Consider the following 24,366-nt stretch of genomic DNA (forward strand, 5'->3'; position numbering starts at 1 on the left):
ACACAGTCGTGGAACCCGCCGGAGAATAACAACGATGCAAGCCATCTACGCCTACGTGCTGCACTTGCTGGCTGGCCTTGCCCTGCTGGCAGTGTTCGTCGGAGTCTACACCAGGATCACGCCCTTTCGCGAGTTCGCGCTGATCCGCCAGGGCAACCTCGCGGCGGCGCTGTCGCTGTCGGGAGCGATGATCGGTTTTTGCTTTACGCTGTCGTCCAGCATCCAGCACAACGACACCTTCCTGATGTTCCTGGTGTGGTCGGTGGGCGCGATGCTGGTCCAGGCGCTGGCCTACGCCGGGCTGACGCGCGCGCTGCCCGACATGGACACCGCGATCGAGTCGAACAATATCGGCATGGGCGGGCTGATGGGCGCCATCTCGGTGACGGTCGGGGCGATCAACGCCGCGTGCCTGTCCTGACTGGCCGGATTTGCTGGGAATTTGCTGAGAACTTTGGGGATCGCCATGAGCATCGGATCGTTCATCAAGAAGCAGTTTATCGACATCCTCCAATGGACCGAGGACAGCGACGGCGTACTCGCCTGGCGCTACCCGATGGAGGATATGGAAATCCAGTACGGCGGCAGCCTGACCGTGCGCGAGTCGCAGATGGCGGTGTTCGTCAACGAAGGCAAGATCGCCGACGTGTTCGGGCCCGGCATGCACAAGCTCACCACGCAGACGCTGCCGGTGCTGACCTACCTGAAGAACTGGGACAAGCTGTTCGAGTCGCCCTTCAAGTCGGACGTCTACTTCTTCAGCACCCGCCTGCAGATCGGCCGCAAGTGGGGCACCGCCCAGCCCATCACCATCCGCGACGCCGATTTCGGCATGGTGCGGCTGCGTGCCTTCGGCCTGTACTCGTACAAGATCGCCGATGCTGCCAGGTTCTACACGGAGATCAGCGGCACGCGCGCGGAGTACACCCGCGACGAGGTGGAAGAGCAGCTGCGCAACCTGCTGATCGCCACCATGACGTCCACGCTGGGCGGCGCCTCGGTGCCGTTCCTCGACATGGCCGCCAACCAGGCGCTGATGTCGCAGACCATCCGCGACAAGCTGGCGCCGGAGTTCGAGCGCTATGGCGTGGCGCTGGATAATTTCGCGGTGACCAATGTGTCGCTGCCGGAGGAACTGCAGAAGGCCATCGACACCCGCATCTCGATGGGCATGATGGGCGATATGGCGAAGTACACGCAGTACCAGGTCGCCACCTCGATCCCGCTGGCCGCGCAGAACGAAGGCGGCGTGGCCGGGCTGGGCGCCAGCCTGGCGGCCGGCGCGGTGATGGGCCAGGCAATGGCGGGCGGGCTTGGCGCCGCCGCTGGCGTACAGCCCGCCGCGCCCGCTGCGGCGGCTGCGGTTCCGGCTGCGGCACCCGCGGACGATCCCGCCGCGCGGCTGCAGAAGCTCAAGGACCTGCTCGACAAGAGCCTGATCTCCCAGGCCGACTTCGATACCGCCAAGGCCGAGATCCTGAAGAAGCTGGTCGGCTGAGCGTAGCGGACGCATGCAAGAAATCAATTGCCCAAGTTGCGGCGCGCCGGCGGCCTTTCGCTCGTCGGCCGCCGTGATGGTGGTGTGCGAGTACTGCCACAGCACGCTGCTCAAGGACGCCGACACGGTCAGGGACATCGGCAAGATGTCCGCCGTGCTGGAGGACTACACGCCGCTGCAGCTCCATACCTCGGGCCAGTGGGATGGCCAGGGCTTCACGCTGGTCGGCCGCATCCAGCTGCGCTACGACGCCGGGCTGTGGAACGAGTGGTATGTGCTGTTCGACGACGGCAGCGACGGCTGGCTGGCCGATGCCTCCGGCCAGTACATGCTGACCCGGCGCGTCACGGCCGAGCAATCCGCCGCCCAGCTCAACGGCGTGACGCTGCCGCGCCATGACCAGCTCACGCCGGGCACGCCCCTGTACTTCGACAAGCATCGCTACCTGGCCAGCGATGTGCGCAGCGCGCGCTGCACCGGTGGCCAGGGCGAACTGCCGTTCACGGTCGGCGCGGGCTGGACCGCGCAGGTGGCGGACTTCCGCGACGAGGGCCGTTTCCTGACGCTCGACTACGCCGACGGCGATCCGCCGGCCATCTATACCGGCCAGGCGGTCAAGCTCGACCAGCTCAAGTGCCAGCTGCTGCGCGAGACCGACCAGATCGCCGGCACCGCCGACCGCTATCGGGGCAAGGCCGTGCCGCTGGCCTGCCCGGGCTGTGGCGGCGCCATCGCCTACCGCGCGGGCGTGGCCAGCTTCGTGGTCTGCCCGAGTTGCCACAGCGAGATCGATTGCACCACCTCGACCGCGCTGGTGCTGGAGAAGCAGCGCGAGCTGGATGCGCTGCGGACCAGCCTGGCGCCGGGCGATACCGGCAGCATCGACGGCAAGCCCTACACGGTGCTGGGGCTGATGCAATGCACCGACAACGACGAGGACGAAGCCTCCACCTGGGTCGAGTACCTGCTGTTCAACGAGCAGCGCGGCCTGATGTGGCTGGTCGAACAGGACAGCGGCTGGGACCGGGTCGAGGTGCTCGACACCTGGCCGCGCATGGTGTCCGGTACCGCCGCGAGCTACCAGGGCCAGACCTTCCAGCAGGGCTACGACTACCAGAGCGAGGTGCTGTACGCGGCCGGCACCTTCAACTGGCACGTCAAGGTGGGCGACACTACGCGCCTGACCGAGTTCGGCAAGCCCGCGCGCCGGCTCACGCGCGAGACTTCCGATACAGAGATCGTCTGGACCTTGTCCACCACCGTGCCGCGCTCCCAGGTCGCGCTGTGGTTCAAGTCCAGCCCCGGGCTGGCCGAGGCGGCCCGGGCCTCGCCCGGCACGCGCGCGGGCAGCACCGATGACCTCGCTTTTTGCCGCAAGAGCGCCAAGGTCTACGCCATCCTCCTCGCGATCCTCAACGTGCCGGTGGCCCTTGTCACCGACCGCGGATGGTTCACCATCGTCGTCGGCTTCCTGCTGCTGTGGGCGCCGATCTGGCTGGTCCAGCGCTGGGCCGGAAAGGACTAAGACAGCGTGCGTCTGCTTTACCTCGTCTACGGCATCATCGTGCTGTTCGGCACGACCTTCTTCAACATCGGCGATACCGGCCGCTCGGGCTCTTCCTCGGGCTATAGCAGTGCGCGCGGCTGGAGTGGCGGCTCTTCCGGCTCCAGCGGCTGGTCCTCCGGCGGCGGACACAAGTGAGCGCGCAGGCATGAATGCGCCGGCGTTACCCTGTCCGGCCGTGCTCGGCCACCACCTGCTGGCCGACCTGCAAGGCGTGGCCAGCGAACTGCTGGCCGATGCCGCCCTGGTCGAGCGCGTGCTTTACCAGGCGGCGCAGGCCGCCGGCGCCACCGTGGTCGATGCGCGCTTCCGGCATTTCGGGCCGGGCCTTGGCGTGACCGGGGTGTTGCTGCTCAAAGAATCGCATATCAGCATCCATACCTGGCCGGAATACGGCTTTGCCGCCGTGGATGTCTTCATGTGCGGCGCCGCCCGGCCCGAACTGGCGGTGGAAGTGGTGCGCGCGGCCTTCGCGCCGCGTGCGCTCACCTTGCGCGACCAGGCACGAGGACCGGCCCCGGCCTGAGCCGCTGCGTCCAGCTTCCAGAGAGCTGGCAAGACCCGCCCCCGTGGTCTACACTGCATACGACCCTGTAATTACTACGGGGATTTTGCTTGGGTGCAGGAGTGATCTGGAGTCGGCATGCGTATCGGTGAATTGGCAAAACACAGCAGTTGCGACGTGGAAACCATCCGCTACTACGAGCGCGAAGGGCTGCTTGACGCACCCCAGCGCGAGGACAACGGCTATCGCCGCTATGGCGACAGCCATCTGCTGCAGCTCAATTTCGTGCGCCACTGCCGCTCGCTGGGCATGAGCCTGTCCGACGTCCGGCGCCTGCGCGACTTCGAGCGGGATCCGACACTCGCCTGCGACGACATCAACGCCCTGCTGGATCGCCAGATCGAGCAGATCCATGCGCAGCGCGTTGCGCTCGAGGCCCTGGAGGGCCAATTGCGGGCGCTGCGCCACACCTGCGACCAGCCCCATCCGGCCAGCGAGTGCGGCATCCTGCAGAACCTGCAGCAGGCCGCGGCCGGCGCCGCCTGCGAATGCCATCCGCATGCCGTGGATCAAGGCTAGGGTTGCGCCCCGGTGCTGAACGGTGCCGGCTATGCTACGATTCCTCAACTTGCCGCGCACCAAGCTGGTGAAAAGCGCGGCGGCACGGTCCCGCGACGAGACATTTGAGTGAGCCATTGCTCTCATCGATCCCACCGCGTGGCGCGCTTTCCCGAATTTCCATCCAATAGTTGCCGCACGTAAATGACGCTTAGCTGCCTGTCGCTGACCGCTGTCGAGCTTGCCCGTATCGGGCAGGCCGGCGCGTCCGCGCGCGTAGCGCAGGCGCCGCGCGCGCAAGCCACACAGGCTATTGCCTGCCGCCGGATCAGCGCACCGCTTGATCCTGCCCGGTTCCCAGCCTGACGTTCCCCCCAACGCAGGCAAGCGCCGAACCGGGCCGAGTCACTCCCTGTTCGCGGTTTTCCCGCCGTTCCTGACGGCCCCTTATTCCATGACCTAGCAGTGCCCGGAGCCGATCCATGACGGATCGCTCCAGCCGCCCTGGGTCGCCGCATCGCCACTTAGCGAGGATTCATCATGACGGCTTCGTCCAAGCAACAACCGACCCTTTACCTTACCGAGCTCGACGTAACCCGCCTCGAGCGCATTGCCGGGCGTGCCGGCGCCGCCCCGCTGGCCGAGATGCTCGACAGCATCCTGGAGCGCGCCGCCATCGTGCCGGCCGATGCCATTCCGAAGGATGTCGTCACCATGAACTCCAGCATGCTGTGCGTGCTGGAAGGCGAGGCCACGCCGCGCCGCTGGACCCTGGTGTATCCGGACACCGCGGATTTCGACGAGGGCCGGCTGTCGGTGCTGTCGCCGATCGGCCGCGTCCTGCTGGGGGCGCGCGCCGGCCAGACCGTGAGCTACCGCCTGCCGGACGGACGCGAGCAAAGCGTCACGGTGGTCGAATTGTCGTTCCAGCCCGAGGCCAACGGCCAGTACACCGTTTAAGGCCGCAGCAGGCACATTCAGGGCATCTCACGTGCGCTTTCAGGACGCCGATCGCGGCGTCCTCGCGCGCCGCAGGCAGCGTTGCGCACACCGGTCCCACGAGCGCCCGCGCGCACCGTTGCCCGGCGCTAGACGGCCTCCAGCCTGGGCTGGCAGGCTATCGCACCGCGCGCCAGGCGCTTGCGCCACGCCGTTTCCACGTCCCGGCTGCGCCATCCGGCGGCCAATCCGCGCCGTTCGTCCGCACTTCCAGCGTTTCACGACTCGCAACGCACCATTCGTCGCAGTGGTATTTCTCCTTGCGCGCCCAGCCACTAATCTTCAGTCCGTGCTCGCATAGCAACATAGATTGCCAAAGAGCAGCAAGTAACTGCGGCTTAAAACAAAAGCGACAAAACAATCAGTTGAAGGAGTCCCAAATGAATGCCAAACGCATCCTGGGCAGCGCGTTAGCAGTGCTTTTGGTGGCCGGATCGGCCGCGGCACTGGCGGCCCCCGCCACCAGCAAGGTCGGCAAGTTCGACGTCTATGCCGATGCGTTGCGCACCGGCAAGTTCGATCCGTTCGTTGACGGCGCCAAGCAAGGCAAGTTCGATACGTTCTCCGACGGCGCCCGCGCCGGCAAGTACGACCCGTACACCGACGGCGCCAAGCAAGGCAAGTTCGACACGTTCACCGATGGCGCGCGCGCCTTCAGTGGCGAAATCTCTGCCAGCTCGCTGGATAATTCGCGCTCCGGCGACGGATCGCTGTACGGCTATAAGGTCTGATCCAGACCTCGTGTTACCAGGCGGCCACTTAGGTGGCCGCCTCGGTTATGCACCTGTTTTCCCGCTTTATCTCCCACCTGCCCGGCTGACCTCCTCCTCCTTCTCTCTCCCGCCGGGTGGGTGATTTTTACCCGCCGCTCCCGCTGTACCTCCCGCTGTACATTCAATCCCTCCGGCCGTCCCGCAGTTCATCCCACCTTATTCCATAACGCCTCAAAGGCTGGCGCGCGCCCGTCATTCCCGCTCGCGCCGGGGACGCCGGCGCCCGATCAGGACATAGAGCAAGGGGACCGCCAGCGCGCCGATCACGGTCGCGCCAAGCATGCCGCCCAGCACCCCGGTGCCGACCGCGCCCTGCGCCGCCGCACCCGCTCCCGTGCTGATCGCCAGCGGCACCACGCCCAGGATAAAGGCCAGCGATGTCATCACCACCGGACGCAGCCGCTGCCGGGCGGCCTGGCTGGCAGCTTCGACCAGCCCCATGCCGCCGCGGCGCAACTGCTCGGCGTACTCCACCACCAGGATGGCGTTCTTGGCCGCCAGCCCCATGATCACGATCCCGCCCACCTTGAAGTAGACGTCGTTCGGCATCCCGCGCAGCCAGATCGCCGCCAGCGCGCCAAGCAGGCCGGCGGGCACGATCAACAGCACCGCCAGCGGCAGGGTCCAGTTTTCATAGAGCGCCACCAGGCACAGGAAGATGAACAGCAACGACAAGGCGAACAGCCAGGGCGCCTGCGCGCCGCTTTGCTGCTGCTCGAAGGCGCGCCCGGTCCAGCGCACGTCATAGGTGCCGCCCAGTTCGCGGACCATGGCCGTGAGCCGCTCCATCGCCGTGCCGGTGCTGTGGCCCGGCACCACGTCGGCGTTGATGCGCACCGAGGGGAGTCCGCTGAACCGCTCCAGCGTGGCTTCACCCTTGCCCCACACCAGTTCGGCGAAGGCGCCGAGCGAGACCATGCCGCCGCGCTCGTTGCGTACGTGCACGCGCGACAAGTGGGCGGGGTTCATCCGGTAAGGCGCGTCGGCCTGCAGGATCACCCGGCGGATACGGCCTTCGCGCGCCACTTCGTCGACGTAGCGCGAGCCCAGCGTGGCGGAAAGCGCATGGTGGATGGCCTCGGGCTCCACGCCGAAGCTGCGCGCGCGCTCGTAGTCGATGCGCAGGTCCAGCGCCGGCGCGGGCTGCGCCGTGGTGGCACGGACCTCGCCGAGCGCGGGTTCGTCCCTGGCCGCGGCAAGCAGCTTGTCGCGGGCGGCGAAGAGCGCCTCGCGTCCGGTGCCGGGCTGCGCGACCAGCCGCATGTCGAGGCCGCCGGTGCTGCCCAGTTCGGGCAAGGTAGCGCCGCCATAAGCGTAGAGCTGCGCGCGTCCCCGGCCTGGCCAGTCCTCAAGCGCAGCCGTCATCCTCGCCAGTAGCACGTCAGCGCGCTCCCCGGCACCGCGCCGCTCCCAGTCTTGCAGTGCCAGGTACAGGCTGGCGCGCTGTTCGCCGCTGCCGGAATTGCTCCAGCCCAGCACGGCAAAGGTGGAGCGCACCGGATACTTGCCGTCCTGCAGCCACTTCTCCAGCGCCGCCACGGTTGTGCGCGTCTCCTCCTGGGTGGAGCCTGCCGGCAGTTCCACATCGATCACAATCTCGCCCGTGTCCTCGTCCGGCAGGAAGCCGGCGGGGATCTGCCATATCAGCACGCCGCCAGCGACCGCCAGCGCCAGGTAGATGCCCAGCCAGCGCAGGCGGCGGCGCTGCAGCGCCTGCACCCATCCGGCATAGCGCGCGGTAAATGCCGTGAAACCGCGCTCGAACCACGCCAGCGGCCCGCGCACCGGATGCGGCGCATGGCGCAACAGGCTGGCGCACATGGCTGGCGCCAGCGAGAGCGCGAAGAACAGCGAGAAGGCAATGGAGATCGCCAGCGTGATGGCGAAATGCCGGTAGATCACGCCGACCGCGCTGCCCATGAACGCCATCGGCACGAAGACCGCGCACAGCACCAGCGTGACCGCCAGCAGCGCGCCCGACACCTCGCGCATCGAGCGGGCCGCCGCTTCCATCGCACCCACGCCTTCCTCGCGCATGATCCGCTCGACGTTTTCCACCACCACGATGGCGTCGTCCACCAGGATGCCGATCGCCAGCACCACGCCGAACAGCGTGATCACGTTCAGCGAGAGGCCGAACGCGTACAGGCAGGCGACGGTGCCAAGCAGCGACACCGGCACCACGATCACCGGGATCAGCGTGGCGCGCAGGTTGCCCAGGAACAGGTAGAGGATCAGGAAGACCAGCACCGTAGCTTCGCCCAGCGTGGTCAGCACGCGCCAGATGGAACGCTCGACGAACTGCGCGCTGTCGGACGAGATCTCATAGCGCACGCCCGCCGGAAAACTGCGCGCGGCTTCATCGAGCGCCGCGCGCACGGTGCGCGAAGTGGCCAGCACATTGGCGCCATCGGCCAGCTTGAGGCCGATCGAAGCCGCGACCTGGCCATCGTGGCGCGAGCCGTAGCGGTAGTCGCTGGCGCCCAGTTCCACCCGTGCCACGTCGCGCAGCCGCACCAGCGAGGCGTCGCTGCCGCCGCGCACCACGATGCGCTCGAACGCTTCCGGATCGCTCAGCGGCCGGGGCGGGCGCACCAGCGCCTGGAAGGGCTGGCCCGGCACCGCCGGCGCGCTGCCAAGCTGGCCGGGCGTGACATCGCCGTTGCGCGCCCTGATGCCCTGCTCCACGTCCGCGGCGGTGAGGCCGTAGGCGTTGAGCTTGTCCGGATCGAACCAGATGCGCAAGGCGTACTCGGATCCATAAGGCTCGGCCTTGCCGATGCCGGGCAGGCGGCGCAGCATCGGCAGCAGCGAGCCGGCGGCGAAATCGCCCAGCGCGGTTTCGTCGAGCTGGCCGCCATCGGAGACGAGCGAGACATACATGAAGGGGCTGCTGCTGGCCTGGTCCACAAAGATGCCGCCGCGGCGCACCGCTTCCGGCAACAGCGGTTCGGCCTGCATGACGCGGTTGCGCACATTGACCTGCGCCAGCTGCGCGTCGGTGCCCTGGCGGAAACCCAGCGTGATGGTGGCGGCGCCGCCCTCGCTGCTGGCATCGAGGTAGAGCAGGCCGGGGATGCCATGCATCTGCTGCTCCAGCACGGCGGTCACGGCGTCCTCCACGGTGCGTGCCGAAGCGCCGGCATAGTCGGCATAGACGATCACGGTGGGCGGCGCCACCGCCGGATACTGGGCGATGGGAATGCGCGTGAGGGCAATCAGGCCCGCCACCATGGTGAGGATGGCAATGACCCACGCGAAGGCGGGCCGGCGAAGGAAGAAGGACGCCATGACAGATTCGGTTATCTGGCACCGGCGCGACAGCGGGCCGCGGATCCGGTGCGATGGAACGTGGGACGGCGCGCTAACTGTACGGATAGCGCCGTGAGGCGAAACAGCAGGAGGGGGGAGGGTTGCCGTGGGGTCCGGCGACCCTAATGGGCAGGCAGCGCGAAACCACGCAACAGTGCTGCCAGCAACACCCGCTGGCGATGCGCCAGCGGCCGCCGGTTCTCGCGCGGCAGGTGCTCGAAAGTGATGTCGAGCGCGGCCAGCCCGTGAACGGCGGTCCACAGCGCGTCGGTGACGTCGCCGGCGTCATGCCCGGCATCGATCAGCGCGGCGGCCTGCTGGTCGCGCACGCAAGCCAGCAGCACGGCGGCCACCGGGTCCTCGGGGAAACGCTCGCGCCAGCGCTGGTCGATCGCGCGTTCGGCGTCGGCCGGCAGGCCCATCATCATCATCAGGTGATAGCTGTGGCGATGGGCCAGGGCCCACGCCACGTAAGCGTCCAGCACCGCCGGCAGGACCTCGGCGGCCGTGCGGGCGGCGGCCCGGGCCTCGGCCAGCGCGGCCGCCAGCCGTACCCAGTCCTGCGCGCACACCTCGAACAGGAGTGCGGTCTTGTCTTCGAAATGCCGGTAGATGGCGGCGGCGCTATAACCGCAGCGCTCGCCGATGCGGCGCAGCGTGACCCCGGCGAAGCCAGCCTCCGCGAACAGCGCGCGGGCGGCGTTGAAGAAGGCCTCGCGCACGCTCTCGCGGCGCTGCGCGGCACCAGCCGCACGTGCCGCGGGCGGCCGCACAGGCACGCCGGCGCGCGCGGCAAGCGGCACGGCTGGCGTGCTGCCGGACGGCACGGCGGCGGGCTGGGCTTGCAGGCTGGGTTGCGGCGGGCGGGCGGAGGGCATGGCCGCGATTATAAACAATCAGTCACTTTGTGAACAATGTTTACACAACGGATCAGGCACTTTTCCTTTCCCCGCCCTGGTGGGGGGGCGGGCTTCCGGCCGGTCAATGCGGACGCGCGGGGCTCAGAGTTGCCGGGCCGCGAAGGTATCGCACTTGCGGATGTCGCCGGTAGTCAGTCCCTGGCGCAGCCAGCGCGTGCGCTGCTCGCTGGTGCCGTGGGTGAACGCTTCGGGGACGACATAGCCCTGGGCCTGCTTCTGCAGCCGGTCGTCGCCGATGGCGGCGGCGGCCTTGAGGCCTTCTTCGATATCGCCGGGTTCCAGCAGTTGCTGGTTCATGCGTTCCGCGGTGGCGGCCCACACGCCGGCCAGGCAATCGGCCTGCAACTCCACGCGCACCGACAACTGATTGGCCTGCGCCTCGCCCATGCGGCGGCGCGCGGCGTCGACCTTGCCGGACACGCCGAGCAGGTTCTGCACGTGGTGGCCGATTTCGTGGGCGATCACATACGCCTGGGCAAAGTCGCCGCCGGCGCCGAAGCGGCGGCGCAGTTCATCGTAGAAGGCCAGGTCGATATAGACCTTCTGGTCGCCCGGGCAGTAGAAGGGCCCCATGGCCGACTCGCCGGTGCCGCAGGCGGTGGGCGTGGCGCCGGAGAACAGCACCAGCGTGGGCGGCGCGTAGCGGCGGTTGAGGTCAGTCTCGAAAATATGCGACCAGGTGCGCTCGGTGTTGCCCAGCACCTTGCGCACGAACACCGTCATCTGGTCGTTGGCGGGCGGATGGCTGGGCACATGCTGCTGCTGCGGCGCCTGTTGCTGCGAACCCTGCAGCACCGAGGCGCCCTGCATGATCACGGAAGGATCGATGCCGAAGAAATACGACGCCGCCAGCGCCACCAGGATGGTGCCGATGCCGAGCGTCTTGGGCCCCACGCCGAAGCCGCCGAAACCGCCGGAACCCTCTCCCCGGCGGTCTTCTACATTCTGGCTTTCGGCTTCGTCATCGAGACGCATGGTGGCTCCGCATTGCTGGTTGATCGCTGCGGCCGGACAGTGGCCACAGTGTGTCGATCAGTATAGCAACGGCGTTGGCGCCGGCGCATGCGTGTGGTGTATCAGGCCGTAACCGCCGGCACCGTGCTGCCGGCGCCAAGCGCAAGCGCCTTGCCCGGCTCCGTGCCGCCGATCTCGGCCACCCGCAGCAGGTTCGTGGTGCCGCCCTGGCCGAACGGCATGCCAGCCGCGATGGTGATCTGGTCGCCCGGCGCGGCATAGCCTTCGGCCAGCGCGGCGCGGGTGGCCGCGTTCACCATCTCGTCGACGCTTTGCACATCGGGGCTGACGGTGGAATGCACGCCCCAGGCAAGCGCCAGCCGCCGCGCGATCTCCAGGTTCGGCGTGATGCTGACGATGGGCGCGTGCGGCCGCTCGCGCGCCGCGCGCAGCGCAGTGGAGCCCGACGAGGTGTAGGTCACGGTGGCGGCCGCGCCGATGATCTGCGTGACTTCGCGCAACGCGGCGCAGATCGCGTCCTGCCGGGTGGACAGCGGTGCTTCGTGCTGCGCGTCCAGCAGGTTGCGATAGAGCGGATCGCGCTCCACCTCGGCGATGATGCGGTCCATGATCGCCACCGCCGGTACCGGGTGGCGGCCGTTGGCCGATTCCGCCGACAGCATCACCGCATCGGCGCCGTCATAGATGGCGCTGGCCACATCGGAGGCTTCGGCGCGCGTGGGCACCGGCGAATCGATCATCGATTCCAGCATCTGCGTGGCGATGACGATGGGTTTGCCGTGCTGACGGCAGATGCGCAGGATGCGCTTCTGCACGCCCGGCACGCGCTCCGGCGGCAGCTCCACGCCGAGGTCGCCGCGCGCCACCATCACCGCATCGGAGACGCGCACGATTTCTTCCAGCTGTTGCAGCGCGGCGGGCTTCTCGATCTTGGACAGCACACCGGCGCGGGTGCCGATGATCTCGCGCGCTTCCACGATGTCGGCCGGACGCTGCACGAAGGACAGCGCGATCCAGTCGGCGCCGAGTTCCAGCGCGAAGTCGAGGTCCTTGCGATCCTTCTCGGTCAGCGCGGGGATCGGGATCACCGCGTCGGGCACGTTGACGCCCTTGCGATCGGAAAGCGTCCCGTGGTTCACCACGCGCGTGACGATGCTGCCGCTGGCCACCGACTCGATCTTCAGCTGCACCTTGCCGTCGTCGATCAGCAGCGACTGTCCCGGCGCCGCAACGCGGAACAGCTCGGGATGCGGCAGGTGCACGCGGGTAGCATCGCCCGGGCCGGGATCGCTGTCGAGCACGAACACGTCGCCGGCCTTGACCGCGACCTTGCCCGCGGCAAAGGTGCCGATGCGCAGCTTGGGCCCCTGCAGGTCGGCCAGCACGGCGATGGGGCGGCCGGTCTCGGCTTCGACCTGGCGCACGGCATCGTAGCGGCGCTTGTGGTCGTCGTGGGAGCCGTGGCTGAAGTTGAGGCGGAACACATCGGCCCCTGCCTCGAACAGCTGCCGGATCACCTCGATATCGGTGCTGGCCGGTCCGAGCGTGGCAACGATCTTGGCTTTGCGCTGGCGTCTCATTTTGTCTCCTCTTCCAATCTCGGGTGGCGCGCCCAGGGCGCGCCCTTGTTCAATCACGTGGCTTACACAATCAGGATGGCGCGGAAATCGTTCACGTTGGTACGGGTCGGGCCGGTGACGATGAGGTCGTCCAGGCCGGCGAAGAAACCGTAGCCATCGTTGTTGCCCAGGTGCGCGCGCGCAGACAGTCCGCGTGCCGCGGCACGGTTCAGCGTATCGGGCGCGAGCAACGCACCGGCGTTGTCTTCGGAGCCATCGATGCCGTCGGTGTCGCAGGCAATGGCATGCACACCCGGCAGGCCGTCCAGCGCGACGGCGAGCGCCAGCAGGAATTCGGCATTGCGCCCGCCGCGGCCGCTGCCGCGCACGGTCACCGTGGTTTCGCCGCCGGACAGGATCACGCAGGGCTTCCTGAACGGCTGGCCGTGCTGCGCGACCTGCCGCGCGATGGCGGCATGCACCAGCGCCACGTCGCGCGATTCGCCTTCCATGCTGTCGGACAGGATGTGCGCCTCGAAGCCAAGTTCGCGCGCACGCGCCGCCGCCGCTGCCAGCGATTGCTGCGCGGTGGCAAGCGTGGCGCTGCGATGGCCGTCGAAACGCGCGTCGCCAGGCTTGGGCGTTTCGCCCGCGCCGCTCTCCAGATGCGCGCGCACATTGGCCGGTACCTCGATGCCGTACTTGGCGATCACCGCCAGCGCGTCGGCGCAGGTGGTGGCGTCGGGCAGCGTCGGGCCGCTGGCGATCAGCGTGGGATCGTCACCGGGAATATCGGAAATCAAAAGGGTCTCGACGCGTGCCGGCGCACAGTGCAACGCCAGCCGGCCGCCCTTGAGCGCCGACAGGTGCTTGCGCACGCAATTCATCTCGCCGATGTTGGCGCCGCTCTTGAGCAGCGCGCGGCTTACGGCCTGCTTGTCGGCGAGCGTGATGCCGGGCGCGGGCGCGGCCAGCAGCGCGGAGCCGCCGCCGGAGATCAGGCACAGCACCAGGTCGTCGGCGGTGAGGCCCCTGACCAGTTCCACCATGCGCTGCGCGGCGCGCTGGCCGGCTTCATCGGGCACCGGGTGCGCGGCTTCCACGACCTCGATGCGGCGGCACGCCGCGCCGTGTCCATAGCGCGTCACCACCAGCCCCGACAGTTCACCTTGCCAGTGCGTCTCGACCGCCTGCGCCATCGCGGCGGCCGCCTTGCCCGCACCGATTACGACCGTGCGGCCCTTGGGCGGCGGCGGCAGTTGCGGCGGCAGGCAATGGCTGGCGCTGACGGCGGCGACCGCGGTATCGAACAGGTCACGCAGCAACGCGCGTGGATCGGAAAGACCGGCCGGGCGCTGGGGCACCCGCAGGGCGGAGTGGGAATCGGTGGCTAGCATGACGGAATCCGGAAGTGCTGCTTCCCCGGCCGTGCGTGGCCGGGGAATGATGCTGGCCTGCCAGGGCAGGCCATGATGGTGCTGCTGGCTTACTTGGCGCCGCCCTTGGCGATCTCATGGTTGGACATGATCTCGATGGCGCGGCACAGCGCCGAGTGGTCCTGCTTGGCCCAACCGTTGGCGGCGCAGGTGTTGAACAGCTCTTGCGCGGTGGCGGTGTTCGGCAGCGCCACGCCCAGCGCCTTGGCGCCTTGCAGGGCAAGGTTCAGGTCCTTCTGGTGCAGCTCGATGCGGAAGCCCGGATCGAAGGTACGCTTGACCATGCGCTCGCCGTGCACTTCCAGGATGCGCGAAGCCGCGAAGCCGCCCATCAGCGCCTGGCGCACGCGCGCCGGATCGGCGCCTGCCTTGGAGGCGAACAGCAGCGCTTCGGATACGGCCTGGATGTTCAGCGCCACGATGATCTGGTTGGCCACCTTGGTGGTCTGGCCGTCGCCGTTGCCGCCGACCAGCGTCACGTTCTTGCCCAGCAGGTCGAACAGCGGCTTGACCTCGTCGAACGACTCTTGCGGACCGCCCACCATGATGGTCAGCGATGCCGCCTTGGCGCCCACTTCGCCGCCTGAAACCGGCGCGTCCAGGTAGGCGGCGCCCAGCTTGTTGATGCGCGCGGCGAAGTCCTTGGTGGCGATCGGCGAGATCGAGCTCATGTCGACCACGATCTTCCCGTGCGCAGCTTCCTTGCCGGCAGCCTTGAGCGCGGCGGCCACGCCCTTTTCGGCAAACAGCACGGCTTCCACGTGCGGGGTGTCCGGCACCATGATCACGATGATGTCCGCCCGCTTGGCGACTTCCTCGGCGCTGGTGCAGACGGTGACGCCGGCATCGACCAGTGCCTGCGGCGCCGGGTTGACGTCGTGCACGAACAGCGTGTGCCCGGCAGCGCGCAGGTGGCCCGCCATCGGCGCGCCCATGATGCCCAGGCCGATGAATCCGACGTTGCGTTGGTTTGCCATGTGATGTCTCCTTGATGCGATCGTTGAATGTTTGTGGGTTTACTGGTTCTGCTTACTGCACGCCGTGTTCCGCGCGCCAGCCCAGGCCTTCGGTGGTGGTCGTGCGCGGCTTGTACTCGCAGCCGACCCAGCCGCCATAGCCGATCTCGTCAAGCCACTTGAACAGGAAGTGATAATTCAGCTCGCCGGTGCCCGGCTCGTTGCGGCCCGGGTTGTCGGCCAGCTGCACGTGCTTGATCTTCGGAAGATGCGCTTTCAGCGTGGCGGCGATTTCGCCCTCCATGCGCTGCATGTGATAGATGTCGTACTGCACGTAGAGGTTGGGCGCGTTGACCTGTTCGATCAGGTCCAGCGCCTGCTGCGTGCGCGACAGGAAGAAGCCGGGAATATCGAAGGTGTTGATCGGCTCGACCAGCAGATCGATCTGCTCGGCGGCGAGCGCCTGCGACGCGAAGCGCAGGTTTTCCACCAGCGTTTCCTGCGCCTGCTCGCGCTTGATGTTCTGCGGCTGGATGCCGACCAGGCAGTTCAGCTGGCGCACACCCAGCACCTTGGCGTACTTGATCGCTTCGCCCACGCCGTCCTGGAACTCGCCCACGCGGTCCGGGTGGCAGGCGATGCCGCGTTCGCCCGCTTCCCACTTGCCGGCCGGCAGGTTGTGCAGCACCAGGTCGAGCTGGAAGCGGTTGAGCCGGTCCGCGATCTGGTCAGCGTGGAAGGCGTACGGAAAGAGGAACTCCACGCCGCGGAAGCCCGCGCGCGCGGCGGCTTCGAAGCGGTCGAGGAAGGCCACTTCGTTGAACAGCATGGTCAGGTTGGCGGCAAGTTTTGGCATAGATGTCTCCGGGTGACTTGTCTTGTGGTTCCGCTCGCGCGGATGCGGTGATTGGGGGCGCGCTGATGCAGCGGTACTGATTTGCAGAAAGCGCGCGGGCTCATGGCCCGCGCTTGTCAGCCTGCGATGCTTACGCCGTTTCCACTTCTTCGCGGAGGATGGCTTCCTCGATGTCTTCGATCGGCTCGAACTCGTTGATGTTGTCGATCTCGGTGCCCATCGCGATATTGGTCACGCGTTCCAGGATCACCTCTACCACCACCGGCACCGAGAACTCGGCCATCAGGTCGCGGGCTTCGGCAAAGGCCGGTGCGATGTCCTCCGGCTTGAACACGCGGATCGCCTTGCAACCCAGGCCTTCCACAACCTTCACGTGGTCCACGCCGTAGCCGTTGAGTTCGGGCGAGTTGACGTTGTCGAAGGCGAGCTGCACGCAGTAGTCCATCTCGAAATTGCGCTGCGCCTGGCGGATCAGCCCGAGGTAGGAATTGTTCACCACCAGGTGGATGTACGGCACCTTGAACTGCGCGGCCACAGCCAGCTCTTCGATCATGAACTGGAAGTCGTAGTCGCCCGAGATGGCCACCACATCCGATTGCGGCGAGGCCACCTTCACGCCGATCGCGGCGGGAATGGTCCAGCCCAGCGGGCCGGCCTGGCCGCAGTTGATCCAGTGGCGCGGCTCGTTGACGGAGAGGAACTGCGCGGCGGCGATCTGCGACAGGCCGATGGTGGACACGTAACGCACATCGCGCGGGAAGTACTGGTTCATCTCGCGGTACACGCGCTGCGGCTTGACCGGCACGTTGTCGAAGTCGCTCTTGCGCTGCATGGTGCGGCGGCGCTTCTGCACATCCGCCACCCAGCTCTTGCGGCACGGCAGGCGGCCGGCCATCTTCATTTCACGCGCCACTTCCACGAACTGTTCCAGCGCGGCCTTGGCGTCGGAGACGATGCCCAGGTCCGGGCCGAACACGCGGCCGATCTGGGTGGGCTCGATATCCACGTGCACGAACTTGCGGCCCTTGGTGTAGACCTCGACGCTGCCCGTGTGGCGGTTGGCCCAGCGGTTGCCGATGCCGAGCACGAAGTCCGAGGCCAGCATCGTGGCGTTGCCGTAGCGGTGCGAAGTCTGCAGCCCGACCATGCCGGCTTGCAGCGGGTGGTCGTCGGCCAGCACGCCCCAGCCCATCAGCGTCGGGACCACCGGCACGTTGACCAGCTCGGCGAATTCCACCAGCAGCTCGGCCGCATCGGCGTTGATCACGCCGCCGCCGCACACGATCAGCGGGCGCTCGGCCGCGTTGAGCATGGCGATGGCCTTCTCGATCTGCGGGCGCGAGGCAACCGGCTTGTACGGGGCGAGCGGCTGGTAGGTTTCCGGATCGAACTCGATTTCGGCGACCTGCACGTCGAAGGGCAGGTCGATCAGCACCGGACCCGGACGGCCCGAGCGCATCAGGTGGAAGGCTTGCTGGAACACTTGCGGCACCAGCGCCGGCTCGCGCACGGTCACGGCCCACTTGGTCACCGGCTTGGCGATCGATTCGATATCGACGGCCTGGAAGTCCTCCTTGTACAAGCGGGCGCGCGGCGCCTGGCCGGTGATGCAGAGAATGGGAATGGAGTCAGCCCAGGCCGAGTACAGGCCGGTGATCATGTCGGTGCCGGCGGGACCCGAGGTGCCGATACACACGCCGATATTGCCGGCCTCCGCGCGGGTGTAGCCCTCGGCCATATGCGAGGCGCCTTCCACGTGGCGGGCCAGGAAATGGTCGATGGTGCCGGCACGGCGCATGGCCGAGTAGAACGGGTTGATGGCGGCGCCGGGCACGCCGAACGCGGTGGTGATACCTTCTTTTTCCAGCACGGCAATGGCCGCGTCGACTGCTCTCATCTTCGGCATGTCTGTCTCCAATCGTTGATGCGATGTTTTGTGAAAAGCTGTGAATTGCTGCGAATCACTGTTGGAGCCCATGCTATTCCCGCAAGCGGGTTGGGATAAAGGGAAGGGAGATCAGTTGATTCGATACCTGTGATATCGAATGCGGCCGCGGGGCACTGAAACCACCATTGCCGGACGGTGCCGGGCCCGCGCCATTGCCATACGTTGTGTGACGGCAACGATACGTGGGAATTTGCGGTAAAAGGCCTGCCCACGCCCCCGGCGCCCCCCCGTTTGGCACGCCAAATGGCGACAATGTGCGGGTATCGCGCCAGTGCTCTCGCACCGCGTGGAACCCTCCATTGCCAACCGAATCGCCATGCTGACCAGGCTCCCTCCCACCCGAGAGCTGCTCGACGCGCTCAAGCGGAAGCCGCCCGCCGTATCCGATACCGCCGGTTCGCCCGCGGCCGCCATGAACCTGGAGCGGCTGCAGCGCGGCCTGCTGGGGCTGTTCTGGGCTTGTTCGCTGGCCGCGCTGCTGGCGACCGGCGCGGTGCTGTACACCAGGTATCAGATCAGGCAGACGCCGGCGCCGTGGCAGGCGCGGCTGGTCTATTGCCTGCTGGGGGGCAGCGTGGCGGGACTGGCGGCGCTGCTGCTGACGCACCTGCCCGCGCTCGCGCGCAGGTTGCGCGATCCGCTGGGCCAGCTGGCCGACCAGGTCGACCGGCACGATGAGGCGGAGAGCGCGCTGCTGCGCGCACTGGCGCGGATACCGGCCCAGGGGCTGCGCGCGCGGGCCCGGCGCGTGCATGCGCAATTGCGGATGTGGGAAGGGATAACGAAGACGATCGGGCTGCTGCTGGCGGTGAGCCCGTTCGCGCTGGCGCTGGTCACCGGGCTGGTCGAACTGCCGCACAAGGGCGGCAGCCTGTTGCCGCTGCTGTCGCTGTACGGCATAGCCTTCGTGCCCGGCGCGGCGCTGACGCTTTTCCTGCAACTGCAGGTCAGCCGGCCGCTGCGGCGGCTTGCCTACGTGCTGGCCGAAGCGGCCGAGATCAGTTCGCAGCTGGGGCGGGCGCCCGTGCAGGGCGCCGGTGCGCCGGCGGCTGCCACGGCGGCAACCGTACCCGTTACAGCGCCAGCCCCCGCGGTACCGTCGCCGGCGCCTGTTCCACCGGAGGTCCGCGACGCGTGGACACCAGGGGATCCAGGCTCGGCTTCGTCCGCGGAACAGCGGGAGGCGATCGAGGCGGTGGAGGCGGTGGAGGCGGAGGCGGACAGCGCAGCAGCGGGTCCGCCCACGCTATCTCACGCGGTCAGGTAAGTCTGCGCCAGGCGGACCCAGCAGGCCGCGCCCAGCGGCAGCACCTGGTCGTTGAAGTCGTAGCCGGGGTTATGCACCATGCAACCGCCGAACTCGCCTTCGCCGTTGCCGAGGATCAGGTAGCAGCCCGGCACCTCGTTCAGCATCCACGCGAAGTCCTCGCTGCCATTCAGGCCCTTGGGCGCTTGCGTCACGACCTTGTCGGCGCCGACAAGGTCGCTGCAAACCTGCTGCGCCAGCTTGGTTTCGCTCTCCGTGTTGACCATCGGCGGCGTCAGCTGGCGGTAGTCGATGAGCGCTTCCACGCCATGCGCCTGCGCGGTGAGGCTGACGATCTCGCGGATGCGCTGCTCCACCAGCGCGCGCGTTTCCGGGCGCGCGGCGCGCACGTTCAGGCCCAGCGTGACCGATTCCGGAATCACGTTATGGGTCGCGCCGCCGCGGATAAAGCCCACCGACAGCACCGCGGTATCGTCCGGCGCCACGTTGCGCGCCACCACGGTCTGCAGCGCGGTGACAATGGCCGCCGACGCGGCGATCGGATCCCGCGCGCGGTGGGGCATGGCGCCGTGCCCGCCCACGCCCTTGATGGTCACGTCCGCCACGTCGGACGACAGGCTCACCGGGCCCGGCAGCACCCGGAAGCTGCCGGCCGGCACGCCGGGCATATTGTGCAGGGCGAAGACCGCATCGCACGGGAAGCGCTCGAACAAGCCGTCCTCGATCATGGCGCGCGCGCCGCACAGGTTTTCCTCGTCGGGCTGGAAGATCAGGTTGAGCGTGCCATCGAAGTCGCGGCTGTCGGCCAGCGCCTTGGCGGCGGCCAGCAGGATGGCGGTGTGGCCGTCGTGGCCGCAGGCGTGCATCTTGCCCTGGTTCTTGCTGGCATAAGGCAGGCCCGTGGCCTCGACGATCGGCAGCGCGTCCATGTCGGCGCGGATGCCCAGGCGGCGCTTGCCGTTGCCCACCTTGAGCTGCCCGACAACGCCGCTCTTGCCGATGCCGGTATGCACCTCGTAGCCCCAGCTTTCCAGCAAGGTGGCAACGAGCTTGCTGGTGGCGCCCACCTCGAAGCCGAGTTCGGGCCGGGCGTGGATCTGGCGGCGGATGCCGATAAAGGTGTCGGCGTCGATCTGGATCTGCGGCAGCAGGTGCGGCAGCAACTGGAAGGGAGTCAGGGTGGGTTCGCGGGTCATTCTGTATTCCTTGGCTACGAAGCGGCAGGGGAGGAAAGGCTTTAGTCTTCTCGGGTTTCGCGGATCGTCAGCACCGCGAGGATGGTCACCGCGCCGCAGGCCATCATGTAGAAGGCCGGCGCCATCGGGTTGCCAGTCTTGGCCAGCATCCAGGTGACGATGAACTGGCAGGAGCCGCCAAACACCGTCACGCCCACCGCATAGATCACCGACAGGCCGCTGGCGCGCACCTTGGCCGGCAGGAGTTCCATCATCATCAGCAGCATCGGCGTGGAGCCCAGGTAGACGCTGGCGGTCAGCAGCGCGGACAGCGACAGCACCAGCGGCACGCTCGGGTAATGGGTCATCAGCCAGAACGCCGGATAGAGGCACACCAGCGTAAAGACCATCGAGCCCAGCACCAGCGGCTTGCGGCGCGGCAGGCGGTCGGCCAGGGTGCCGGCCAGCAGCGACATCACCAGGCACACCACACCCGTCACGCAGCCCGAGAGCAGCGACAGCGACGGCGGCAGATGCAGTTCCCGGATCATGTAGGTGGGCATGAAATACACCACCAGATAGGTGGCGACCGTGCCGCCGATGATGGTCAGGATGCCCTTGACCACGGTGCCGCCATGCTCGCGGAACAGCGTGCCGAGCGGGCTTGGGGCGTGCGGCTGGGCCGTGTGCGTCTCGTCCAGGTGCGCACGGATATACAGCCCCACCGGCGCGATCAGCAGGCCCAGCACGAAGGGCACGCGCCAGCCCCAGCTCTCCAGCGACGCCTGCGGCAGCACGCCATAAAGAATGGCGGCCGTGAGCGCGCCCAGCGTCGCCGCGATGCCCTGGCTGCCAAGTTGCCAGCTGACGCGAAAGCCGCGGCCCTTGACGCCGCCGGATTCCATCAGCATGGCGGTGGAAGCGCCGATCTCGCCGCCCAGCGAAAAGCCCTGCAGCAGGCGGCCGGCCACGATCATCAGCGGGCCGAACAGCCCGGCGAAAGCGTAGGTCGGGGCGAAGGCAAGGCACAGCGTGCCGAGTACCATCAGGCCGATGGTCAGCGTCATGGCGGCCTTGCGTCCGTGGCGGTCCGCGTAGTTGCCGATCACGAAGCCGCCCAGCGGCCGCATCACGAAGCCGATGCCGAACGTCGCCACCGCCAGCAGCAGCGAGCCGTAGGCGCTGCCGGACGGAAAGAACAGCTTGCCGATCAGCAGGGCGAAGAAGCTGTAGACGGTGAAGTCGTACATTTCCAGCGCATTGCCGATCGAGCAGGCGGCGATCAGGCGGAACTGGCTCTGGCGGGCCGGGCTGGCGGATATTGCCTGGGCAGGCGCCAGAGAAGGCGCGCCAGGCAGGGTGGCATCGTTCATGTCGGTGTCTCCACGAACTGGGTTGGGGGATCGGGCCGTGGAGGCCGGCGGTTGCCTGCGTCCAGCGTAGGGAATGTGGAATCCCTGGCGATGAAGTATTCAGGCAAACACGGCAAGCCAAAAATCATATATTTTCATCCTGATAACCAAATGGCATCGCCGTCATAACCAGGGTTGCGCCGCTATCGGTAGAAGTACGGAGAAGCCTTGTGCCACGCGGCATCGCGGCGCAGCGCCGGGTACGCGCGCGCGTGCCTGGAGCGCCCCACGCGCACGGCCGCGGGGCGTGGCGCACCGGCGCGGGGCACCGAAAAAAAACAGGAAAACAGGGAAAGGGAAAGATGAAGCTGCAGCAACTGCGCATCCTGCTGGCGGTAGCCCAGCACGGCAGCATCCACGAAGCCTCGCGCAGCCTGCATGTGTCGCAGCCGGCGCTGTCCAAGGCCATCGCCGAACTGGAACGCGAACTCGGCGTCACGCTGATGTCGCGTTCCGTGCGCGGCGTCAGCCTGACCGCCTACGGCGTGGCGCTGGTCAAGCGCGCCAGCCTGGTCGAGCAGGAGCTGCGCCACGCGCTGGAAGACATCGAAGCGATCCGCGGCCACGCCGACGCGCAGCTCAATATCGGCCTGACCGCCGTGGCCTCCAGCGGGCCGCTGCCCGATGCCATGGCCGCCTTCCGCAAACGCTTTCCCAATGTCGCGCTGCGCGGCTTCGAGCTGCGCCCGCAGCAGATCCTCGAAGGCCTGCGCGAAGGCCGGCTCGACCTTGGCCTGATCTCCACCAACAGCGGCCCCGGCACCGGCGCCTTCCAGTGGGAGCCGCTGTTCTCCACCGGCATGTCGCTGGCGGTGCGTGCCGGCCATCCGCTGCGGCGGGTACGCCGGCTGCGGCCGCTGCTCGACGCCGACTGGCTCGTCCTCGACCCGCTCGACGACCCCGGCAGCCCGCTGGCCAGCCTGATGCGCCTGCATCGGCTGGACATGCCCAAGCGCATCGTGCAGAGCGCTTCCAACCTGCTCGGCCTGCAACTCGCCACGCGCACCGACCTGATCAGCATGTGGTCGGACTTCGTGTTCGACGGCACCGGGCCGCTGCGGCTGGATCCCGCGTCGCTGGTGCGCCTGCCGATCAGCGACGAACTGCCGGAGTTCCGGGTGTTCCTGGTGTACCGGTCCGAAGACCTGATGACGCATGCGTGCGCGGAGTTCAGCAAGGAGGTACGGCATCGGGCGCAAGGGATGCCGCGGGGGCGGCCGGCGGTGCGCGGGCGCCCCTGAGCGCGGTTGCCGCAGGTCCCATGCGCCCCGGCGAATTGCGCCCATAGCACCGCGCGCATGCGTGGCGGCCTCCCATGCGCCACAATGACGCTCAGGAGACACACAGCATGGACAAGCTAAAGCAAATCGAAGCCTTTATCGCGGTCGTCGAGCACGGCAGCATGGCCGCCGCCGCCCTGACGCAGGGCGTGACGCCGGTGATGATCGGGCGCCGCATCAATGCGCTGGAGGCGCGCATCGGCGTGAAGCTGCTGCACCGCTCGACGCGGCGCATCGTGGTGACGGAGCAGGGCGCGGCCTTCATGGAGCAGTGCAAAAAGGCGCTGGCCGATCTCGACCGTGCCGAGATGCTGATCGCGGAAGGCAAGCACAAGGCAACCGGGCACCTGATCGTGTCGGCCCCGGCGGCGTTCGGTCGCAAGCACGTGGCGCCGCACGCGCCGGCGTTCCTGGCGGCGAATCCGGAGGTGCAGATCTCCTTCAACCTGACCGATCGCGTGGTGGACCTGGTGCGCGAGGGTTACGACGTGGGCATCCGCATCGGCGGCGCCATCGATCCGAATTTCGTCGCCATCAAGCTGGCCACCAACAAGCGCGTGGTGTGCGGCACGCCCGCCTACTTCGCGCGCTACGGCGTGCCGCAGACGCTGGACGACCTGGCCCAGCACAACTGCCTGGCGTTCAACCTGCAGGGCGGCCAGCAGCGCGGCTGGTATTTCCAGCAGGACGGCAAGACCGTGACGGTGCGCGTGAACGGGAACCTCGATTGCAACGACGGCGAACTGCTGCACCGCTGGACCGGAGAGGGACTGGGACTGGGCTGGCGTTCCACGTGGGAAATCCTCTCGCAACTGGAGAGCGGCGAACTGATCACCGTGTTGGACGAGTACGCGCTGCCCGACTACGACATCCTTGCGGTGTACCCGCAGCAGCGTCCGGTGCCGGCCAAGATCCGTTTCTTTATCGAGCACCTGAAGGCGGCGTTCGCGGTGCCGGGCTACTGGACGGGGCGGCAGGGGCGATGATGGCGGCGTGGCTGGCGGACGCGGTCGTCCTGCTGCACCTTGCCTTTATCGTCTTCGCGATGCTGGGCGGCGTGCTGGTGCTGCGCTGGCCGCGCCTGGCATGGCTGCACTTGCCGGCGGCGGCATGGGGCGTGGTGGTGGAGTGGAGCGGGTGGATCTGCCCGCTCACGCCGCTGGAAAACGCGCTGCGCCAGCGCGCCGGCCTGCAAGCCTACGGGGGCGACTTCATCCAGCACTACGTTCTGCAACTGATCTACCCCGACGGTCTCACGCGCGAAATCCAGATCGTGCTCGGCGCCCTGGTGCTTGCGCTGAACATGGCTGTCTACTTCGCGCTCTACCGCCGCGTGCGGCGCCGGCGCGCCAACGCTCGCGCGTGAGCCCGCG

General features: G+C 67.7%; 22 protein-coding genes. 12 read left to right on the forward strand and 10 right to left on the reverse strand.

The window, feature by feature from the left end:
* The first annotated feature begins 34 nt into the window (after window positions 1–34).
* The 8 genes from AC1DS6_RS09355 to AC1DS6_RS09390 all read left to right on the forward strand — a co-directional run bounded on the left by AC1DS6_RS09355 (window position 35) and on the right by AC1DS6_RS09390 (window position 5,855).
* Window positions 35–421 carry a DUF350 domain-containing protein gene (locus AC1DS6_RS09355; RefSeq protein ID WP_441634485.1) on the forward strand — a complete coding sequence of 129 codons (387 nt, stop codon included), beginning with the start codon at window positions 35–37 and terminating at the stop codon, window positions 419–421.
* A 45-nt stretch (window positions 422–466) separates the two neighbouring features.
* Window positions 467–1,498, forward strand: a complete 1,032-nt coding sequence (locus AC1DS6_RS09360; RefSeq protein WP_276290777.1) for an SPFH domain-containing protein — start codon at window positions 467–469, stop codon at window positions 1,496–1,498.
* A gap of 13 nt (window positions 1,499–1,511) precedes the next feature.
* Window positions 1,512–3,023, forward strand: a complete 1,512-nt coding sequence (locus tag AC1DS6_RS09365) for a DUF4178 domain-containing protein (protein WP_477102467.1) — start codon at window positions 1,512–1,514, stop codon at window positions 3,021–3,023.
* A 6-nt stretch (window positions 3,024–3,029) separates the two neighbouring features.
* Complete coding sequence (locus AC1DS6_RS09370; RefSeq protein ID WP_441637182.1) at window positions 3,030–3,200, forward strand: hypothetical protein; 171 nt, start codon at window positions 3,030–3,032, stop codon at window positions 3,198–3,200.
* Between the two features lie 10 nt (window positions 3,201–3,210).
* Window positions 3,211–3,588 (forward strand): adenosylmethionine decarboxylase, encoded by a 378-nt coding sequence (speD, locus tag AC1DS6_RS09375; RefSeq protein ID WP_441637180.1) that lies wholly within the window; start codon window positions 3,211–3,213, stop codon window positions 3,586–3,588.
* A gap of 117 nt (window positions 3,589–3,705) precedes the next feature.
* Complete coding sequence (locus AC1DS6_RS09380) at window positions 3,706–4,146, forward strand: Cd(II)/Pb(II)-responsive transcriptional regulator (protein ID WP_045242294.1); 441 nt, start codon at window positions 3,706–3,708, stop codon at window positions 4,144–4,146.
* A 519-nt stretch (window positions 4,147–4,665) separates the two neighbouring features.
* Entirely contained in the window at window positions 4,666–5,085 is a 420-nt protein-coding gene (gene rnk / locus AC1DS6_RS09385) for a nucleoside diphosphate kinase regulator (protein WP_441637178.1), read from the forward strand.
* A 419-nt stretch (window positions 5,086–5,504) separates the two neighbouring features.
* On the forward strand, window positions 5,505–5,855 hold the full coding sequence (locus AC1DS6_RS09390) for a hypothetical protein (RefSeq protein WP_441637176.1): 351 nt from the start codon (window positions 5,505–5,507) through the stop codon (window positions 5,853–5,855).
* A 234-nt stretch (window positions 5,856–6,089) separates the two neighbouring features.
* On the opposite strand, the gene AC1DS6_RS09395 is transcribed toward AC1DS6_RS09390, so the two are convergent.
* From AC1DS6_RS09395 to gcl, 8 genes are all read right to left on the reverse strand, one after another.
* Window positions 6,090–9,188, reverse strand: a complete 3,099-nt coding sequence (locus AC1DS6_RS09395) for an efflux RND transporter permease subunit (RefSeq protein WP_441637174.1) — start codon at window positions 9,186–9,188, stop codon at window positions 6,090–6,092.
* A 143-nt stretch (window positions 9,189–9,331) separates the two neighbouring features.
* A complete protein-coding gene (locus AC1DS6_RS09400; RefSeq protein ID WP_477102468.1) occupies window positions 9,332–10,087 on the reverse strand; it encodes a TetR/AcrR family transcriptional regulator in 756 nt (251 codons plus the stop codon).
* Between the two features lie 123 nt (window positions 10,088–10,210).
* Window positions 10,211–11,104 (reverse strand): KPN_02809 family neutral zinc metallopeptidase, encoded by an 894-nt coding sequence (gene ypfJ, locus AC1DS6_RS09405; RefSeq protein WP_441636852.1) that lies wholly within the window; start codon window positions 11,102–11,104, stop codon window positions 10,211–10,213.
* A gap of 101 nt (window positions 11,105–11,205) precedes the next feature.
* A complete protein-coding gene (gene pyk, locus AC1DS6_RS09410) occupies window positions 11,206–12,684 on the reverse strand; it encodes a pyruvate kinase (RefSeq protein WP_035873150.1) in 1,479 nt (492 codons plus the stop codon).
* Window positions 12,685–12,746: 62 nt separating this feature from the next.
* Window positions 12,747–14,060, reverse strand: a complete 1,314-nt coding sequence (locus AC1DS6_RS09415; protein WP_441636850.1) for a glycerate kinase type-2 family protein — start codon at window positions 14,058–14,060, stop codon at window positions 12,747–12,749.
* Between the two features lie 89 nt (window positions 14,061–14,149).
* Window positions 14,150–15,076, reverse strand: coding sequence for a 2-hydroxy-3-oxopropionate reductase (gene glxR, locus AC1DS6_RS09420; protein WP_441636848.1), 927 nt, complete (start codon window positions 15,074–15,076; stop codon window positions 14,150–14,152).
* 52 nt (window positions 15,077–15,128) lie between these two features.
* A complete protein-coding gene (gene hyi / locus AC1DS6_RS09425; protein ID WP_441636846.1) occupies window positions 15,129–15,911 on the reverse strand; it encodes a hydroxypyruvate isomerase in 783 nt (260 codons plus the stop codon).
* Between the two features lie 130 nt (window positions 15,912–16,041).
* On the reverse strand, window positions 16,042–17,817 hold the full coding sequence (gene gcl, locus AC1DS6_RS09430; protein ID WP_441636844.1) for a glyoxylate carboligase: 1,776 nt from the start codon (window positions 17,815–17,817) through the stop codon (window positions 16,042–16,044).
* A gap of 358 nt (window positions 17,818–18,175) precedes the next feature.
* Here gcl and AC1DS6_RS09435 point away from each other — a divergent pair, with 358 nt between their 5' ends.
* Window positions 18,176–19,126 carry a hypothetical protein gene (locus AC1DS6_RS09435; RefSeq protein ID WP_441636842.1) on the forward strand — a complete coding sequence of 317 codons (951 nt, stop codon included), beginning with the start codon at window positions 18,176–18,178 and terminating at the stop codon, window positions 19,124–19,126.
* Here the strand turns inward: AC1DS6_RS09435 and AC1DS6_RS09440 are convergent.
* Entirely contained in the window at window positions 19,111–20,322 is a 1,212-nt protein-coding gene (locus AC1DS6_RS09440) for a M20 aminoacylase family protein (protein WP_441636840.1), read from the reverse strand. The genes AC1DS6_RS09435 and AC1DS6_RS09440 overlap by 16 nt on opposite strands.
* 41 nt (window positions 20,323–20,363) lie before the next feature.
* A complete protein-coding gene (locus AC1DS6_RS09445) occupies window positions 20,364–21,674 on the reverse strand; it encodes an MFS transporter (RefSeq protein WP_441636838.1) in 1,311 nt (436 codons plus the stop codon).
* 341 nt (window positions 21,675–22,015) lie between these two features.
* On the opposite strand from AC1DS6_RS09445, the gene AC1DS6_RS09450 reads away from it, so the two are divergent.
* The 3 genes from AC1DS6_RS09450 (at window position 22,016) to AC1DS6_RS09460 (ending at window position 24,359) form a co-directional block, all read left to right on the forward strand.
* Entirely contained in the window at window positions 22,016–22,954 is a 939-nt protein-coding gene (locus AC1DS6_RS09450; protein ID WP_441637276.1) for a LysR family transcriptional regulator, read from the forward strand.
* Window positions 22,955–23,061: 107 nt separating this feature from the next.
* Window positions 23,062–23,979 carry a LysR family transcriptional regulator gene (locus AC1DS6_RS09455; RefSeq protein WP_035873173.1) on the forward strand — a complete coding sequence of 306 codons (918 nt, stop codon included), beginning with the start codon at window positions 23,062–23,064 and terminating at the stop codon, window positions 23,977–23,979.
* A complete protein-coding gene (locus tag AC1DS6_RS09460) occupies window positions 23,976–24,359 on the forward strand; it encodes a DUF2784 domain-containing protein (protein WP_441637278.1) in 384 nt (127 codons plus the stop codon). Before AC1DS6_RS09455 ends, AC1DS6_RS09460 begins: the two co-directional genes overlap by 4 nt.
* Window positions 24,360–24,366: the final 7 nt, after the last annotated feature.

The organism is Cupriavidus sp. 05L310, assembly GCF_056398185.1.